Raw genomic sequence first — 17,076 nt, 5'->3', positions numbered from 1 at the left:
AACACTTTTGATAAATCTTGCTGTATTTATCTTTCCCTAGGGAAACATTATTGTTGCAAGGACAAATTTATTTACGTATACTAATATTGTGGCAGGATGCAATATTCTGTACCCTGCACAATATACTATACAAGTGCATACTTCATACTTAAGGATAACTATAACTATTCATTCATTAATCATACGAAAGTGGGAGAGCTTATGGCTGGAGCCGTAATTCCATTGTCTGAAGCTACGAACGGCAGCACACTGAGGATCAGCGGCATCGAGGTTCAGGGCGTGCTGCGGAGAAGACTGCTTGATCTCGGGTTTGTTGTCGGCAATGCTGTAGAGGTGCTGCGGCGCAGCCCGCTTGGAGACCCTACGGCTTACCGGATCAGCAACACTACTATTGCCCTGCGGCGGGAAGAGAGTTCCCTGATTTATGGCGAACTGATTGGAGGCGGAGAAGGATGAGTGAGTATACCGTAGCTTTTGCCGGCAACCCCAATACAGGCAAGAGCACGCTGTTCAACCTGTTGACCGGGATGCGCCAGCACACCGGCAACTGGGCCGGCAAAACCGTAGTTACCGCCGAAGGGTACTTCACCCACAAGGAGCATACTTACCGGGCCGTCGACCTTCCCGGCACCTATTCGCTCTACTCCAACTCCGCCGATGAAGAGGCGGCCCGGGACTATATTATTTTTGAGGAACCGGATGTAACGCTGGTGGTTCTGGATGCAACGTCGCTGGAGCGCAACCTCAATCTGGCCCTGCAGGTGCTGGAGATTACCGGACGCGCCGTGGTCTGCATCAATCTGATCGATGAAGCCAAGCGGCTGGGGATTGATATTAATCTGAAGCGGATTGCGGAGCGCCTCGGGGTGCCTGTCACGGCCATTTCGGCCCGTAACGGAATCGGCATCGAAGCGCTGCTGGATCAGGTCGCACGCGTAGCGACCGGTGAATTCAAGGCAGAGCCGCTGAAGATCACCTACAACGAGGAGATTGAGCAAGGGATTGCCGAGCTGATCCCGATGGTGGAACAGACGGTCGGCGCCAGATATCCGGCACGCTGGATTGCCCTGCGCCTGCTGGACGGTGATCACAGCCTGCTGGCTTCCCTCAGAGCCCATATGGGACGCAAGGGTATATCTGTAGCGAAGGAGGTGGCCCGCCATGGAGTCACCGCATGCCATTAACGGCCAAGACCCGCTCGATTCGCTGCTCGCAACTGCGAAGAAGCTGGCAGACAAAGGGGCGGTCCGCGACGAGATCGTCAGCGGAATCTACGGCGTATCGGCCGGAATCTGCAGCGATGCTGTCACCTATCACGACAAGAAGAAGCTCGGCAGCACCTATAAGCTGGATAATATCGTCACCTCGAAAATCTGGGGCTTCCCCATTATGCTCGCCGGCCTTGGCCTGGTGTTCTGGATTACCATTGCCGGAGCCAACTATCCTTCCGGCTGGATTGCCTCCCTCTTCAGCTGGATCGAAGGCTATCTGACCGCCGGCTTCGAGGCTGTTCATGCCCCGGCCTGGCTGCACGGCGTCCTTGTGCTGGGACTATACCGTGGAACCTCATGGGTCATCAGCGTCATGCTGCCGCCTATGATGATTTTCTTCCCTGTGTTCGCGCTGCTGGAGAATTTCGGGTATCTGCCCCGGGTTGCTTTTAATATGGACCGCTTATTCAAGAAATCCGGGGGGCATGGCAAGCAGGCCTTGACGATGTCGATGGGCTTCGGCTGCAACGCTGCCGCTATTCTGTCCACCCGCATTATTGAATCGCCCCGCGAACGGATGCTGGCCATTCTGACCAACAACTTCGTCCCGTGCAACGGCCGCTGGCCTACGCTTATTCTGCTCTCCTCCATGTTCATGGTCGGGGCAACAACCACCGGGGCACTGCGTACCTTCTCGACTGCGCTGGTGCTGATGGGGATCGTGCTGGTCGGAATTATCGTCACCCTGAGCGTATCGTGGATCATGTCCAAAACGGCGCTGCGCGGTGTGCCTACCCACTACACCCTGGAGCTGCCGCCTTACCGCCGCCCGCAGATCTGGAAGACCATTGTCCGCTCCTCCAAGGAAAAATCACTCAATGTCCTGACCCGCGCCATCATCGTGGCCGCTCCGGCAGGGATCATCACCTGGATTCTCGGCAATCTGTTTGTCGGCGGTGAGAGTGTGCTGAATCATATGGCGGCCTGGTTCGATCCGTTCGCACAGCTGCTCGGCATGGACGGCTTCATTATTATGGCCTTCATCCTCGGCCTGCCCGCTAACGAGATTGTGCTGCCTATCCTGCTAATGGGCTACATGTCCTCCGGGGCCATGGTCGATATCGAAGGTCTCGGCAGCATTAAGGACATCTTCCTGAGCCACGGCTGGACCTGGCTGACGGCGCTGAATATGATGCTGTTCTCCCTGCTCCACTATCCTTGCGGCACCACACTCGTGAACATCTACAAGGAGACCAAAAGCCTGAAATGGGCCGTGCTCTCCGCTGTAATCCCGCTCGCTATCGCTATCGGCGTAACCTTCGCGGTGGCTTCGGCGGCGCGGCTGTTCGGCTGGGTGTGAGCGCAGGAGGCTGTGGGCGGGGCTCCGAGTGAAGTAGGAGCGCAGGCTTTTTAGGCAGACTAAATGCTCGGTTTTTCTGTGGAAATACGTCTGGCACTGCGATAAACGCACGGCCTACGCCGCGCACCCAGTCCAATTGTGTTCGGTTTTTCGAGTACATTTGGTCCACGAGCCGCACGCTGGCACATTGTATGCTGTTTTTCGCTTACATTTGCTCCACTGGCCCCTGCGCTGGCACATTGTATGTTGTTTTTCGCACACATTTGGTCCACTGGCCCCTGCGCTGGCACATTGTATGCTGTTTTTCGCATACATTTGGTCCACGAGCTTTCATAATGCCCTCCCTATCCGCATAACGCCGCGGATACGGGAGGGTTTTTAGGTGCGCAGAACCACCTGTTCCTCTGCCATTTGACTCTACCTCTCCCTACATGTTAGGGTGATTTGGAAGCCATAATTCTACCTTGGAGGGATGTTCATGACAGCAGTGAAGCTCAGCATTGATTACGATGGATTTGAAGAAGGTAAGCGGATGGAGACGGAGATTGAACGCTTAAGCGCAAGCCCTGAAGCCGCCGGCCTGACCAGCCTTACGATTGGCGACTGGGGACAAGCCTATGAGAACAGCTCAGAGGAAACCGTTCAGGCACTTGTGAAGCATAGCGCAAGCTTCCCGGCACTGCGTAAGCTGTTCATTGGGGATATGAGCTACGAGGAATGTGAAATCTCGTGGATTACCCAGAGTGACCTCTCCCCGCTGCTCCCTGCCTATCCGGAGCTTCAGTCATTGACCATCCAAGGCGGCACCAGTCTGCGGCTAAGTCAGCTGCAGCACGACAAGCTCGAAGAACTGATTATCATTACAGGCGGACTCAGCAAGGATGTGCTGGCGGATATCGCCGGCTCCACTCTACCTAACCTGCAGAAGCTCGAACTCTATCTTGGGGTGGACAATTACGGCTTCGACGGCGGGCTGGAGGACCTTCTGCCGCTGATCGAGCCTGGGAAATTCCCTAAGCTAACCTATCTCGGACTCAAAAACAGTGAGATACAGGACGAAATTGCCGCAGCCCTGGCGGATGCGCCGATTCTGGACCAGCTCCATACCTTGGATATGTCACTGGGAACGCTTAGCGACACCGGCGCAGAAGCGCTGCTCGCCAGCGAGCGGGTCAAGGGACTGAAGCTGCTCAACCTGAGCCATCACTTCATGTCTGACGAGATGATGCTGCGTCTGAAGAACAGCGGCTTGCCGGTCGATGTCAGCGACCAGCAGCAAGCCGATGACGATGATGACTGGCGTTATCCGTCAATCACAGAATAATGCAGCCCGCAGAGCCGCTGGTTGTCTTCTGCCAGCCCGGCGACCGGCGCTCAGCCGGTATCCAGCAGGCGCGCTCGCGTCTCGGGATGCCACCGGCGCTGCTGATTCCCTACACCGGGCTGCTGGAGGGCCAGCCGCTGGCTGATCTGCTGGAGCGGGCTGTGCAGTCGCAGGTCCGGAACGGAGCGCCGGCGCAATCCCAGCTGGAGTCCCCCGGCCGCCGGAGCGGCGGGCACTCCGCGCCGGGGTCCGCAGCGGGAACGCCGCTGCTGCGCCTGGAGTCCCCCGGCGGCAGCTTCACGCTGGAGCGGGCGCTTATCGCGCTGGGCGCACCGGATGCGCCGGACGCGGACGACTCGCTGCACCCGTTCGGGCAGCAGCCGGACCTGAGGCCGCTAAGCTTCAAAGCGGCCTCCGCCCTGAAGGAGCTGCCCGGCGTGCTGCATCACCCGTCCCAGTGGTTCCGCGGCTACTGCCGCCTGCTGGCGCGGCTCCGGCAGGAGGCCGGGCAGCTGCTGCCCGCCTCACGCTGGACCAACGATCCGGCGGAGATCGCAGCCATGACGGACAAGCGCCGGACCCAGCAGATTCTCGCCGAGTCCGGCGTCTCTGTTCCCCGGCCGCTTCGCGGCAGCGGCGGACAAGTCCCCGTGGACTATGCCTCCCTGCGCGAGCTGATGCTGTCGCAGCGGATGCACCGCGTGTTCATCAAGCTGGCCAGCGGCTCCGCCGCCTCCGGCGTGATTGCTTATCAGCTGAACCCGGCCACGGGGGCTGAGTCGGCGGTTACCACCATCGGAGTCGAGAGCTACATCACCCGCCCTCCGGTGTATTATAATTCCGGCAAGCTACAGCGCTATACGGATTCTGCCCGCCTTGCCGGAATTATCAACTGGCTCTACCGCCACGGCGCCTATGCCGAGCAGTGGATTCCAAAGCCCGGTCTAAACGGGCATTCCTTCGACATCCGCCAGTTGGTTGTCGCTGGAGATGCCTGCCACGCTGTCGCCAGGGTCAGCACCACACCGATTACGAATCTGCATCTGCGCAGCCAGCGGATGACTCCGGCGGAGGCCGGGCTGAGCGAGGCACAGCAGGCAGAAGTACGCCGGACAGCGGAGGCCTCCCTGGCCGCTTTTCCAAACTGCTCGGTCGCGGGCATTGATGTGCTGGTGGGAAGCTCCGGGCAGACGTATACGGCGGATGTGAATCCTTTTGGCGACTTATTGTACGATGTTGAATACCAAGGCTGCAACACCTACGAATGGGAAATGAAGCAGCTGCCTTAGGAGGAATCCGGCCCCATGACCGATATGAATGCGATTGTCGGCACCCACGATATCTTAATGATCACACTCGATACTCTGCGCTACGATGCGGCTGTGCTGGAGGAGGCGAATTGCCCCAACCTGTGCGGCAGCGGCTCCTGGGAGCAGCGGCATACCCCCGGCAGCTTCACGTATGCGGCCCATCATGCCTTCTTCGGCGGCTTCCTGCCCACTCCGGCTAACACGAATAAGGCTGAGCATGTGCGGCTGTTCCACTCCAGGAATACCGGGATGAAGACCCATCCCCATACCTGGCTGTTCGATACTCCGGATATGGTGTCGGGGCTGGCAGCGGCGGGTTATCAGACGGTGTGTATTGGAGGCGTAATCTTTTTCAGCAAAAAAGTACCCCTCGCCCGCGTCCTCCCCGGTTATTTCCAGCAGAGCTACTGGCGGATGACCTTCGGGGTCACGAACCCGCGCTCGACGGAGCATCAGGTGAATCATGCGCTCAAGCTACTCGGCAACACCCCGCTGGACCAGCGGCTGTTCCTGTTCATGAATGTGTCGGCGATCCATGGCCCGAACCATATGTTCCTGCCGGGCGCGCGCAAAGATTCGGTGGACAGCCAGCGTGCAGCGCTGCGTTATGCCGACGGGGAGCTTGGGCGTCTGTTCAATGCGTTCCGGGGGCGCGGCAACCCTGTCTTCTGTCTGGCCTTCTCCGACCACGGCACGGCTTATGGCGAAGACGGCTATCAGGGCCACCGGCTGGCGCATGACACGGTATGGAATGTTCCGTACCGGGAATTTATTTTATAGGCATTGAACTGAAATTCGATCCCGCACAAGGAAGGAGAACGTATGACGTCCATCCGGCAATCTCTGCATCACACGAACCAAGACGGACACCCTCCCTTCTCCGCTGGGGAGCTTCAGCAATGGACGGAGCAGATCACGGCCCATCCTTACCGCAATTATCTCTATTCCTATCCGCACAAAACCGCTTACCGCGAGTTCGCGTCCCCCCTTCCTTTAGAGGAGCTGTGGCGGGATGAGCCTGCGGAGAGTTTGTTCTTATATATGCATATTCCGTTCTGCGGCGCGCGCTGCGGCTTCTGCAACCTGTTCACGCTGCCTGATAAAAGAGCGAATGTACACGCAGAATACGTGGATGCGCTGGAACGGCAGGCCCGGCAGTGGGCAGCCTTCACCCGTCACAAGCCTTACGCACGCTTCGCCATCGGCGGCGGGACGCCCAGTCTTCTGGCTCCTGCGCAGCTGAACCGGCTGTTCAGCATTGCTACGGATATTATGGGAGTGGATCTGGGGACCACTTCCATCTCCGTGGAGACCTCACCCGAGACGCTGACGGAGGAGAAGCTGACGATTCTGAAGGATCATACGGTGGACCGGGTCAGCATGGGCATCCAGAGCTTCGTGGCCGCCGAGTCGGCTGCGATCTACCGTCCGCAGGACCCCGAGGTGGTGTACCGTGCGCTGGAGCTGCTGGGGCAGTTTGATTTTCCTATCCTCAATCTGGATCTGATCTACGGACTCCCGGGGCAGACGGTGGACTCCTGGCTCTATTCGCTGAATCAGGCGCTGCTGCATGAACCGGAGGAAATCTTCCTCTATCCGCTCTACACCCGTGAGCATACGATTGTGAAGCCGGGCGACCTGGTGAACCAGCTGGATATCCGTCATGAATGCTATGAAGCGGCACGTGCTGTGCTGGCAGAGCGTGGCTACCGCCAATACTCGATGCGCAGATTCGCCAAGGAGGATGCCGGGACCGGCAAGGATATTCTTGATTACAGCTGCCAGGAGGAAGGGATGGTCGGCCTCGGCTGCGGCGCGCGTTCCTATACCCGGAATGTGCATTATGCCTCCCGCTACGGCGTCAGCCGCAAGGCCACGGAGAGCATCATCGCGGATTATGTTGCCGCTGAGCATTATAATACAGCCGATTATGGCATCGTCCTGAGCCTGGACGAGCAGAAACGGCGGTTCATTCTAAAAGCAATCCTGCACAGCGAAGGGCTGACGATTGCGGACTATAACCAGCGGTTCGGGACTAAGCTATGGGAGGACCATCCTGAGCTTGGCCTTTTGGTACAGAGCGGGTTCGCCACGGATGATGAGGGTATTCTGCGGCTGACTCCAGATGGGCTGGGCTACTCCGACTCCATCGGTGACTGGTTCATCTCCGGCGAGATCCGCGAGCAGATGCAGGAGTTCATCCTGCCATGAAGGCAGTCCTCTACTACCGGGGCTCCCTCTCCTCCTGTAACTATGACTGTCCTTACTGCCCCTTCGGCAAAACCAAAGACAGCGCCGCCACCCTCGCCAAAGACCGCGAAGGTCTGGAAACCTTCGTCCGCTGGGTAGCGGAGCAGGGGGCCGCAGGCCACCGCCTGTCTATCTTTTTCAATCCGTATGGCGAGGGCTTGACGCACCGCTGGTACCGGGAGGCGCTGATTACCCTGTCCCATCTGGAGCATGTGGACAAGGTCGCCATCCAGACCAATCTGTCGGCCCGGCTTGATTTCACTGCTGAACTGAACCCGGCGAAGGCCGCCTTCTGGGCGACCTATCATCCGGGTCAGGTGAGTGAGGAACGGTTTCTGGCGCAGTGTATGAGCGTATACCGGCAGGGCATTCCGTTCAGCGTGGGCAGTGTGGGGGTGCGCGGCGCTTTTCCGGCCATTGCCTCGCTGCGGGCTGCCTTGCCGGAGGATGTCTATCTGTGGGTGAACGCCTACAAGGACAAGCCGGATTATTATACGGCGGAGGATATAAGCTTCCTGAGCGGGATAGACCCGCATTTCCAGATTAATGCGATGGACTATGACAGCCTCGGTGCCAGCTGCAACGCCGGCAGCAACGTGTTCTATGTGCAAGGGCCGGGCCTGGTGAAACGGTGCTACAAGGACCGCGCAGTCATCGGCAACCTCTACCGCGACGGACTGGAGGGCCTTGCAGCTGAGCGGAGCTGCCGCATGAAGGTCTGCGACTGCTACATCGGCTATATTCATATGCCCGAGCTGGGCCTGGAGCAGATCTACGGCTCCGGCCTGCTGGAGCGGATTCCTTACGGCGCGGGGAGGACAGAGTAGTGACTACTGGTAAGCTACAAGCACACAAGACCTCTGCCGGTTTAACGATATGGCTTACCGGTCTGTCGGGGGCGGGCAAGTCTACGCTTGCCGCGCTGCTCACAGACCGGCTCCGGGAGCAGGGGCAGGCGGTGGAATGGCTGGACGGCGATGAACTGCGGCGCAGCCTGGGGCGGGGACTCGGCTTCAGCCGCGAGGACCGGTTCGAGAACATCCGCAGGGCAGTCTATCTCGCCGGGATGCTGAGCCGGCATGGCGTGATTACCGTCGTATCGGTAATCAGCCCTTATGCCGGCATGCGCAGCTATGCCCGGCAGGAATTGCCGGGCTTCGTCGAGGTCTATGTGAACTGCCCGCTTCCCGTCTGTGAAGCAAGGGACGTCAAAGGGCTGTACGCCAAAGCCCGCTCCGGTGAGATCCCGGCCTTCACCGGGATCTCCGATCCTTATGAAGCTCCGGCTGACCCGGAGCTGACGCTGCACACAGCGGAGCGTACACCGGAGCAATGCATGGAAGAGCTGATCAGCTGGCTCACGGAGCATCGGCTTTATCGGCTATGATGGAATAGGAGCAGACGGAATAAGGAGGGGCATTAGTGCCCCTCCTTTGTTTATTTAGCGCGTATTCGGGGAATTCGGGTGCACTAATGCTCCTCATTCGCTCATTTAGCCCGCATCCAGCTAATTTAGGTGCACTAATGCTCCTCATTCGCTCCTTTAGCGCGCATCCAGCAAATTCAGGGGCACTAATGCTCCTCATTCGCTCATTTAGCCCGCATCCAGCTAATTCAGATGCACTTCAGTCCTTCCTATGTCTAACGCTCCCCGTCCGCTGCATTCTGGAGTTACGGATACTCCAGATGCTCTAGATTACTTGCGCGAGTTAGATTGGCGGCGCAAGAGAATCAGTGCGGCGGCTCCAAGGACTACGATTCCGGCACCCGCTCCGGCGTATGGCAGCCAAGATGCAGATGTGGTTTCAGGCTCAGTTGTTGGGCTATCTCCAGAAGCTGGAGGGCTTGCTGAGGTTGGATGGTTACCAGAGACCGCCCCTGGATCATCAGCGATCCCGGGCGGCTCCGTGGGCGAGCCCCCTGACATCCCTGCGCCAAGCTCATTCAAATCCTCCTGGGCACCAGAGAATAATGCGGTCCGGCTGCACAAGCTGACTGTAAGTTTAGTTGTCCCTCCCTTACCTTCTCCTTCCTCTCCGCCTGCATATACGATGTAGCGTTCCCCCTTGGTGAACTCGAACCCGCAGCTCGCCCCCGACAATGCCGTAGTTACAGTAACCTTCTCCCCCATTTCACCCTTCCACCGCGCTCCCACTTGAAAGGTTACACGCACCGGATCAGCGCTGGACTGCATAATTTTAAATTTCTCTTTAATCGAAACTACTGTGCCCTCAAAAACAGCTGCACTCTTCTCCATTGCTTCCAGCGGTGAAGGAGACACTACGCAAGAACAGGCATAGGTTACCTGCGGGCGTACAGTCAGCAGTGTCATGAAGACCATCAGCGCACAGAGAATCATCAGCCAGGCGCCCCGCATTTTCCTTATCGTTACCATCATCATCACGCTCCTCATAACCCTCAGACGGAAATTTCCAGAGAAAGGTTACATACTCCCGTCATCTACTCCCCCGCCTCAATCTCCCGCGCAATGGCGGTGAGCCGCTGCATTCCCTCGCGCAGCAAGGCTTCACTGGCGAACGAGTAGCTAAGGCGCAGCCAGGACTTCATCTCCCCCAGCGGATCACAGATTTCACCCGGTACGAAGGAGATCGAATGCTCCAGGCAACGGGCCAGCAGCTTAGTTACCGGAACACTGTCCGGCAGCTTGACCCACAGATTAAGTCCGCCCTGCGGGGGCGTCCATTCCCAGCCGGTGGCCGCGAGCTCTTCCTCCATAATCTCCTTGTGCACCTGAAGGGCAATCCGCAGCTTGCCAAGATGCTGCTGTAAGCGCGGCGAGGTATAATAATGCAGAAAAATCTTCTGATTCAGCAGTGGCGTCCCGTTATCCGCCAAGGACTTGGCGGCGATCAGCCGCTCCATGAACGGATAACGGCAGGCCACCGCACAGATCCGCAGGCCGGGGGCCACATATTTGCTGAAGCTGCTGATATACATGACCCAGCCCTCTGTATCATAAGCGAAGAACGGCGGGGGCGGCTCCTCTAAGAAGTACATGTCGCGGAACGGATCATCCTCCACGAGCAGACAGCGGTAGCGCTCTGCAAGCTCCACCAGCAGCTTGCGCTGCTGGACCGGAATCGTATACCCCGTCGGGTTATGATGGGTCGGGTTGATGTAGAACATCCGCGGCTTATTCTTACGCATCAGCTCCTCCACCGCCGCCAGATCATAGCCCTGCGGCGAGATATCCACAGCTACCAGCCGCGCTCCTGCCCGCCGAAAAATATCCAGCGCCACACTATACGTAGGCCGCTCCACCAGCACAACATCCATCGGACCGAGCATGATCCCGGCAATCAGATTGATGGCCTGTTGTGCACCTGAAGTAATCAGCAGCTCGCGGGCCGACAGCTGGAGCTTATACCGCTCCTCGAAATGGCTGCTTAGCGTAACACGCAGCTCTTCGTCCCCTTCCACGGAGGAGTAGGTGCCCATGACCTTCGGGTAGAGATCGAATACTTTTTTGACATAATCGGACAGGAACAGGTTCGGCAGCAGCCCCGGATCAATCAAAGCCTGAGAGAACTGGTGCGTGACCGGCAGCCGCTGAATATCGGACATCGGGCTCCTGACCATATACCCCGGCACTGCCGCCCCATCTTCCGCCGGAGGGTCCAGCCTGCTGCCCAGGGCCACATAATAACCGGATTTGTCTTTGACATACAGCTTACCGCTTTCAGTCAGCGCCCGGTAGGCCTTGAACACGGTCAGCCGGTGAACCCCCAGCTCCTCCGCCAGCAGCCGGATCGACGGCAGCTTGTCATCAGTCTTCCACTCTCCGCGCTCCATCCGGTTCAGCATGAACTCATAAACTTGGCGGAATAAGGGATTATTCTGCTCGGCACCCGCTATTTTTGTCATCAATCTGCCGCCTCTCTGCAACCTATAACGGGGTCGCCCCCGCTCCATCGCTCAAAATTCACTCGACATGGCTCCTGCTAACGCTTGCCGACGTCTACACAACCTCGCACGCCCAGCTGCTAACTTCTCTTAACCTTATTGTACAGCATTCCCCTCCGTAACTGTTCTGCTATCTCTAATCTGTTCTGTGTCTATAAGGATATGATTAACTGAAATCTTTAAGACGCTGCCACATTACCACCACAAAGGGGAACTGAACCATGATTCTGTTAGCTTATTCACTTGTCTGTCTGATCTTCGGCACTACCTTCCTGGCCATCAAAATCGGCGTAGACGCCGGAGCGCCGCCCTTCTTCTCTGCGGGACTGCGTTTTTTCACGGCGGGTGCGGTGCTGTTCCTATTCATGGTTCTGCGGGGCAAAGCCCGCTTCTCCCTGCTCCTGCGCAAGGAAATGCTGCTCACAGGAGCTGCGCTGACCTTCGGCACCTTCGCCGCGCTCTACTGGGCGGAACAATATGTATCCTCCGGACTTGCCGCCGTATTGTCTGCCACCGGGCCGATGATGATTCTGCTCATGCAGATGGCCTTTATGCGCCAAAAAGCGCCCGCCTATTCTCTATTCGGCTGTATCATCGGCTTCACCGGCGTCCTGCTGCTGGTGCTGCCCAGCCTGGCGGCTGACGTCACTCCGCTCTGGCTGATCGGCTGTGTGGTGGTGCTGATTGGGGAACTCTGTTATGCGGCAGGGGCGATCTATTCCAAAAAAGTAATTACCGCCTTCTCCGCCGAGTCCCCCGTAGCTTTGAACGCAGCCCAGATGATGTACGGCGGGGCGCTGCTGTTCATCATCTCCCTGTTCACAGAGCCGGTGCACCCTTCCTTCCTGTTATCGTTCCAAACCGCCGGCTCTCTGCTCTACCTGACCGTTATCGGCTCCATGGTTGGACATACCCTGTTCTACTGGCTCGTCTCGAAGACGAATCCCGTCTTTCCGTCCACCTGGCTGTACATCTCTCCGCCGATTGCCGTCGGTGTAGGCTTCCTGTTCTATAACGAGGCGGTCACCTGGGTAACGCTGCTTGGTGTAATTACCATTATCGCGGGAACCATCCTTGTGAATGCTGGCGCGCTGAAGCAACTGTTCTTCAAGCCTAAACCGGTAATACCTGTTCTGCTAAAAGCAAGTGTTGAACCCCTGGTTCAGGAGTAACAGCTGCGCTTCTCCCCGAACACAAACAGCCTGCACCCTGACTTAAAGGGATGCAGGCTGTTCTGTTATCTTCACAAGCTTCACGCCAATGGGTGTCTACGGCTTCTCTTCCGAACTGAAATACAAATTCAGCGGCAATTCCTCATCACTCTGGTTGCTGTTCGATATCTTGTAGGTGATATACAGCTTATTCTCACCCTCACCGTAAGTCCATGATTCTTCGATAGATCCAGTCAGCGGCTTAAGCGGAAGCGTCATCCGGCCAATCTTCTGGATGGATTGCTCAACTTTGTCCGCCTCTTCCTTATCCGCAGGCTTGTAATGTTCCAGGAATACGCGCACAAGCTCCCTCGCATTCTCATATCCGGACTCTGATCTGGGAAATACTGTCCCGATCCGGTAGCCAATGATCTTATCCGTTGGTACATCTGCCGTAATCTGCTGGATGAATTCCATATCATTCACGGTCAGGATTTCATCCTGCATCACTGTCCCCAGAGTTGTATCGTATTCCCCTACGGCATCCGTAATTTCCAGAGCAGCAAGCCCTTCTGCTAGCGGCTGCCTGAACACAGCCTGGTGCTTTTCCACCTGTGTGAACAGTTCTGCGTACTTCGGGGTGTCCTTGCTGCATCTTTCTCTCCAAACCTTACCATATTTCCCAACGTCGGACACAACTCGCCTATCTTTTGTTTGCCCAAGGCTCAATAATTTTATATATGACGTACTATATGTTGCATTTATGATCATTATTGCGTATTATATAACCAAGTTAGGGAATAAGCTTCCATTAGGACGTCTGATTGAAAGGGGGAATCGGCAGAACGGTACTCCTTTTCTATAGAGAAGTACCTGCATCTATTCGTATACCGGAAAGCGGAGGAACATTGTGATCGAACTGACAGCCCGACAATTGCAAATTATTGAGATTGTGAAAAAAAGAGCGCCGATTACCGGTGACCAAATCGCCGAAAGCCTGGGCCTCAGCCGGCCGACCATCCGGGGAGACTTGTCCATCCTGGTCATGCTCGAATATGTGGATGCGAAGCCTAAGGTCGGCTACTTCCCCGGCACCAAGGCGGCAGCGCGCCATAACAGCCGGGGCCTGCTGCAGGATACCAAGGTTAGCGATATCCAGAGCATCCCGGTCATTATCCGCGAGAATACGACGATTCAGGATGCTGTAGTTACACTGTTCCTGCAGGATGTCGGTACGCTGATCATCTGCGATAGCAACGGTAAGCTAACCGGGGTCGCCTCGCGCAAGGACTTCCTGAAGGTCACGCTCGGTAATCCCGGAGCGGTAACCATGCCTGTGAGCATGGTCATGACCCGTCAGCCCAAGGTAGTCACTGTTTCGCCCGATGACACAGTGCTTGACGCCGCGCAGCGCATGATATATCACGAGGTAGACAGTCTGCCGGTAGTTGTTCCCGGCAACGGGGAAGGGTCCGCCACTGGGCTGGACGTAGTCGGGCGGTTGACCAAGACTTCCATCGTAAAGCTTCTCCTCGAGCTTGAAGCCAAAGGATAACGGAGGAATTGATAGAGCATGGAGCCATCCACCCATTTCATTACGATATGCTCGGATTCTATTGGAGATACGGCGGAGGCTGTTGTGCAGGCCGTGATACACCAATTTCAGAATCAGCGTGTCACCATCAGAAGATACGGTAATGTCAGACATGAAGATGAACTGCGCAAGTTAATGGAAGAGGCCGCTCAGCATCAGGGCTTCGTAGCTTATACTCTCGTTCAGCCTGAACTGCGGGAGGTGATCCGTGAAGAGGCCGTCCGCCTCGATCTGCGGGTGGTTGACATCATGGGGCCGATGATGCAGGCCTTCATTGATATCTTCGACGATGCGCCCCAGGCTCGTCCAGGACTGCTGCACCAGCTGGACGAGGATTACTTCCGGCGGATGGAGGCTATTGAATTCACCGTAGCCTGCGATGACGGGCGCGACCTCGGTGCGATGCTGAAGGCGGATATCGTCCTGCTCGGCATGTCCCGCACCTCGAAGACGCCGCTTAGTATCTTTCTGGCCCACCGGGGCAAAAAGGTTGTGAATTATCCGGTTGTGCCGGAGGTAGGCCCGCCGCAGCAGCTCCTTAGCCTGCCAGCAGGACGGATCATCGGGCTAACCATGAAATCCGAATATATGCTGAAGATCCGTTCCGAGCGGCTGAAGATGCTGGGTCTGCCCACAGGCTCACAGTATGCCAGCCTTGAACGTATTACAGAGGAAATGGAATATGCGGCAGCCCTATTCGCTAAGCTGGGTTGTCCGGTCATCGATATTACGGATAAGGCCATTGAAGAAACGGCCGGCATTATTATGGGTTATATCTAATCAGACTGAACTGGAGGGAATCTTATGGAACGCGAATTGGCACTGGAAATTGTACGGGTCACTGAACTTGGGGCATTATCCTCAGCCCGCTGGATCGGCCGGGGCGACAAGCATGCGGCAGATGAAGCTGCCACAACTGCAATCCGTTCCATGTTCGATTCCGTCTCCATTGACGGGACCGTCGTGATCGGTGAAGGAGAAATGGACGAAGCCCCGATGCTCTACATCGGGGAACGGGTCGGTAACCGTAACGGTCCTTCCGTCGATGTGGCGGTGGACCCGCTGGAAGGCACTGAGGTGGTGGCCTGCGGGCTGCATAATGCCCAGTCTGTCATTGCCATTGCGGATAAGGGCAGCCTTCTCCACGCGCCTGACATCTACATGGAGAAGCTGGCCTGCGGACCGGAGCTGGCCGGCAGGCTCAGCCTCGGGGACCAGGCGGAAGTAACGCTGCACAAGGCCGCCCGGATTACCGGCAAATCGCTCTCCGAGCTGACGGTGATGGTGCTGGACCGCAAGCGGCATGAGCGGCTGATCGCCATTCTGCGCGAAGCGGGCGTACGCATCAAGCTGCTCAGCCACGGCGACGTTGCCGGAGCGATTGCCGCCGCGCTGCCGGACAGCGATGTCGATCTGTACATGGGCTCCGGCGGTGCACCGGAGGGCGTACTGGCTGCCGCCGCACTGCGTTGCCTGGGCGGGGAGCTTCAGGGCAGGCTGCTGCCCGAAGGCCCTGCAGAGATGCAGCGCTGCCTGCAGATGGGCCTGGACCATCCGGCACGGGTGCTGTCCATGGAGGACATGGTCGGCACCGGTGATGTGATCTTCGCCGCAACCGGAGTGACCTCCGGCGAGTTCCTCAGCGGCGTCCGCTTCATCGGCAAGGAACGCGCCGAGACCCATTCCGTGATCATGCGGGCGCAGAGCCGCACGATCCGTTACATCCGCAGCATCCATTTCCTGCCCGGCAAGGAGATCCCGCAGATCGCTGCGGCCAGGCAGGATGCGGCTTGGATGTAGGTTTCTGCCCGGCAACTTATCCGCCAAGCAGGAACAGGCTCCGCCATCCTTTTAATAGACGTCATTCGTTGCAGCGACAAACAAGGGTTTCCCTGAAGTCCGGCGGGACTTCGGGAAACCTTTGTTTGTGTCATTCACATGTTACATTCATCGCTTGCCAGCTGCGACCATGCTCTGGTCTAGCAGCAGTTCACTATAACCGTCCGCCCTCACGGCTCTGGCCGGCTCGCGCTCCCTCATTCCTTGCAGCATTCTGTGCCTGCTTCTCCTCCAGATCCGCCAGTCTGCGGTCCGATGTATGATCCGGTGTCTTGTCTATGCCGTTACGCGTGCCGGAATACAGATCTCCTGTCATTCCCGGCCGTTTCATATCCTCCACTGCGCTTCGCTCCGGGAGATCATGCTCCGTGGCTGAATTCATGGTATCCAGCCCTGTATCATGTCTGCCTTCAAGACCTGAGCCGTTGAACGCCGCATCCACGGCATCTGTGACGGAGTCCCGCGGGGCATCCCCGGCAGCACTTGTATCATTCATATAACGGTCAGCGTTCGCTGAATTATGATTGCGGAATACAGAATACACTTCACTTTCCCGCTTGTTATCTGCATCCACCATGACCAGAATGCGGCCTTCATCCACATCATTATCGTAGCTTGCCGCTTCATCCTCAGGAATACCCAGCCCGATCAGACCGCCCACGAGACCGCCCGTTCCTGCCCCTACGGCCACTCCGGTCAATGTCGCTGCGATCGGTCCTGCTGCGATAATCGGCCCGATTCCCGGAATCGCCAATGCGCCAATGCCTGCCAATAGTCCAGTCACACCGCCCAGCACGCCGCCAGTCGCCGCCCCGGATGCCAGCCCCTCGGGCGCTTTGGTGCCTGTCTCTTCATTGATCGCTTCCGCATCGCGTCTATTTCTCGCTATCACTGAGATATCCTCTGTCAGAAATCCATGTGCCTTCAGGTCTTCAATAGCCCGCGAGGCTTCATGCTCCGTATGGAATACCCCTACAATTTTCTTATTCATAACGATTCCCTCCTGGTAGCTGATTTGTAATTTAGTTCTCGCTTAACTTTCACACCCCTTACTTAACCAAACGCTCCTCCGCGAAACTGGTAACTTTCAATCTTTGCCCGGGTTCCACAAAA

The 17,076-nt window shown here is 57.2% G+C and carries 16 protein-coding genes and 1 pseudogene; 13 read left to right on the top strand and 4 right to left on the bottom strand.

Annotation, left to right across the window (positions count from 1 at the left end; all coding sequences use genetic code 11):
• The first annotated feature begins 201 nt into the window (after nucleotides 1-201).
• The 9 genes from ACFSX3_RS18615 to cysC all read left to right on the top strand — a co-directional run bounded on the left by ACFSX3_RS18615 (nucleotide 202) and on the right by cysC (nucleotide 8,842).
• Entirely contained in the window at nucleotides 202-456 is a 255-nt protein-coding gene (locus ACFSX3_RS18615; RefSeq protein ID WP_209993337.1) for a FeoA family protein, read from the top strand.
• Nucleotides 453-1,184 (top strand): FeoB small GTPase domain-containing protein, encoded by a 732-nt coding sequence (locus ACFSX3_RS18610; protein ID WP_209993336.1) that lies wholly within the window; start codon nucleotides 453-455, stop codon nucleotides 1,182-1,184. The genes ACFSX3_RS18615 and ACFSX3_RS18610 overlap by 4 nt, the downstream gene beginning before the upstream one ends.
• Nucleotides 1,162-2,571 carry a ferrous iron transporter B gene (locus ACFSX3_RS18605; protein ID WP_209993335.1) on the top strand — a complete coding sequence of 470 codons (1,410 nt, stop codon included), beginning with the start codon at nucleotides 1,162-1,164 and terminating at the stop codon, nucleotides 2,569-2,571. Before ACFSX3_RS18610 ends, ACFSX3_RS18605 begins: the two co-directional genes overlap by 23 nt.
• A gap of 478 nt (nucleotides 2,572-3,049) precedes the next feature.
• On the top strand, nucleotides 3,050-3,895 hold the full coding sequence (locus ACFSX3_RS18600; protein WP_209993334.1) for an STM4015 family protein: 846 nt from the start codon (nucleotides 3,050-3,052) through the stop codon (nucleotides 3,893-3,895).
• On the top strand, nucleotides 3,895-5,184 hold the full coding sequence (locus tag ACFSX3_RS18595; protein ID WP_209993333.1) for an STM4014 family protein: 1,290 nt from the start codon (nucleotides 3,895-3,897) through the stop codon (nucleotides 5,182-5,184). The genes ACFSX3_RS18600 and ACFSX3_RS18595 overlap by 1 nt, the downstream gene beginning before the upstream one ends.
• Before the next feature lie 15 nt (nucleotides 5,185-5,199).
• On the top strand, nucleotides 5,200-5,985 hold the full coding sequence (locus tag ACFSX3_RS18590) for an STM4013/SEN3800 family hydrolase (protein ID WP_209993332.1): 786 nt from the start codon (nucleotides 5,200-5,202) through the stop codon (nucleotides 5,983-5,985).
• Nucleotides 5,986-6,027: 42 nt separating this feature from the next.
• Nucleotides 6,028-7,416 (top strand): STM4012 family radical SAM protein, encoded by a 1,389-nt coding sequence (locus ACFSX3_RS18585; protein ID WP_209993331.1) that lies wholly within the window; start codon nucleotides 6,028-6,030, stop codon nucleotides 7,414-7,416.
• A complete protein-coding gene (locus tag ACFSX3_RS18580; protein WP_209993330.1) occupies nucleotides 7,413-8,282 on the top strand; it encodes an STM4011 family radical SAM protein in 870 nt (289 codons plus the stop codon). Before ACFSX3_RS18585 ends, ACFSX3_RS18580 begins: the two co-directional genes overlap by 4 nt.
• The gene (gene cysC / locus ACFSX3_RS18575; protein ID WP_209993329.1) at nucleotides 8,282-8,842 is read left to right on the top strand and encodes an adenylyl-sulfate kinase; all 561 of its coding nucleotides are present in this window, start codon (nucleotides 8,282-8,284) and stop codon (nucleotides 8,840-8,842) included. The genes ACFSX3_RS18580 and cysC overlap by 1 nt, the downstream gene beginning before the upstream one ends.
• Before the next feature lie 309 nt (nucleotides 8,843-9,151).
• On the opposite strand, the gene ACFSX3_RS18570 is transcribed toward cysC, so the two are convergent.
• Nucleotides 9,152-9,856, bottom strand: coding sequence for a hypothetical protein (locus tag ACFSX3_RS18570; protein WP_209993328.1), 705 nt, complete (start codon nucleotides 9,854-9,856; stop codon nucleotides 9,152-9,154).
• 59 nt (nucleotides 9,857-9,915) lie between these two features.
• The gene (locus ACFSX3_RS18565) at nucleotides 9,916-11,340 is read right to left on the bottom strand and encodes an aminotransferase-like domain-containing protein (protein WP_209993327.1); all 1,425 of its coding nucleotides are present in this window, start codon (nucleotides 11,338-11,340) and stop codon (nucleotides 9,916-9,918) included.
• A 260-nt stretch (nucleotides 11,341-11,600) separates the two neighbouring features.
• Between ACFSX3_RS18565 and ACFSX3_RS18560 the strand changes: the two genes are divergently transcribed.
• The gene (locus ACFSX3_RS18560; protein ID WP_209993326.1) at nucleotides 11,601-12,551 is read left to right on the top strand and encodes a DMT family transporter; all 951 of its coding nucleotides are present in this window, start codon (nucleotides 11,601-11,603) and stop codon (nucleotides 12,549-12,551) included.
• Between the two features lie 96 nt (nucleotides 12,552-12,647).
• Here ACFSX3_RS18560 and ACFSX3_RS18555 read toward each other — a convergent pair whose 3' ends face one another.
• Nucleotides 12,648-13,124 (bottom strand): hypothetical protein, encoded by a 477-nt coding sequence (locus ACFSX3_RS18555; RefSeq protein WP_379257702.1) that lies wholly within the window; start codon nucleotides 13,122-13,124, stop codon nucleotides 12,648-12,650.
• Between the two features lie 316 nt (nucleotides 13,125-13,440).
• Between ACFSX3_RS18555 and ACFSX3_RS18550 the strand changes: the two genes are divergently transcribed.
• From ACFSX3_RS18550 to glpX, 3 genes are read left to right on the top strand one after another with little or no spacing between them, the layout of a single operon-like run.
• Nucleotides 13,441-14,085 carry a helix-turn-helix transcriptional regulator gene (locus ACFSX3_RS18550; RefSeq protein WP_209993324.1) on the top strand — a complete coding sequence of 215 codons (645 nt, stop codon included), beginning with the start codon at nucleotides 13,441-13,443 and terminating at the stop codon, nucleotides 14,083-14,085.
• 18 nt (nucleotides 14,086-14,103) lie between these two features.
• Nucleotides 14,104-14,904 carry a pyruvate, water dikinase regulatory protein gene (locus tag ACFSX3_RS18545; RefSeq protein WP_209993323.1) on the top strand — a complete coding sequence of 267 codons (801 nt, stop codon included), beginning with the start codon at nucleotides 14,104-14,106 and terminating at the stop codon, nucleotides 14,902-14,904.
• A 24-nt stretch (nucleotides 14,905-14,928) separates the two neighbouring features.
• Nucleotides 14,929-15,924, top strand: coding sequence for a class II fructose-bisphosphatase (gene glpX / locus ACFSX3_RS18540; protein ID WP_209993322.1), 996 nt, complete (start codon nucleotides 14,929-14,931; stop codon nucleotides 15,922-15,924).
• A gap of 484 nt (nucleotides 15,925-16,408) precedes the next feature.
• On the opposite strand, the pseudogene ACFSX3_RS18535 reads toward glpX, so the two are convergent.
• Nucleotides 16,409-16,954: pseudogene (locus ACFSX3_RS18535) on the bottom strand (general stress protein); the annotation flags it as partial.
• Between the last annotated feature and the right edge of the window lie 122 nt (nucleotides 16,955-17,076).

Origin of the sequence: Paenibacillus rhizoplanae (genome assembly GCF_042684125.1) — a bacterium.
Lineage (GTDB): Bacteria > Bacillota > Bacilli > Paenibacillales > Paenibacillaceae > Paenibacillus_AQ > Paenibacillus_AQ rhizoplanae.
Note: the sequence above shows the minus strand (reverse complement) of the source record. Positions and strands in the feature narration are given on the sequence as shown.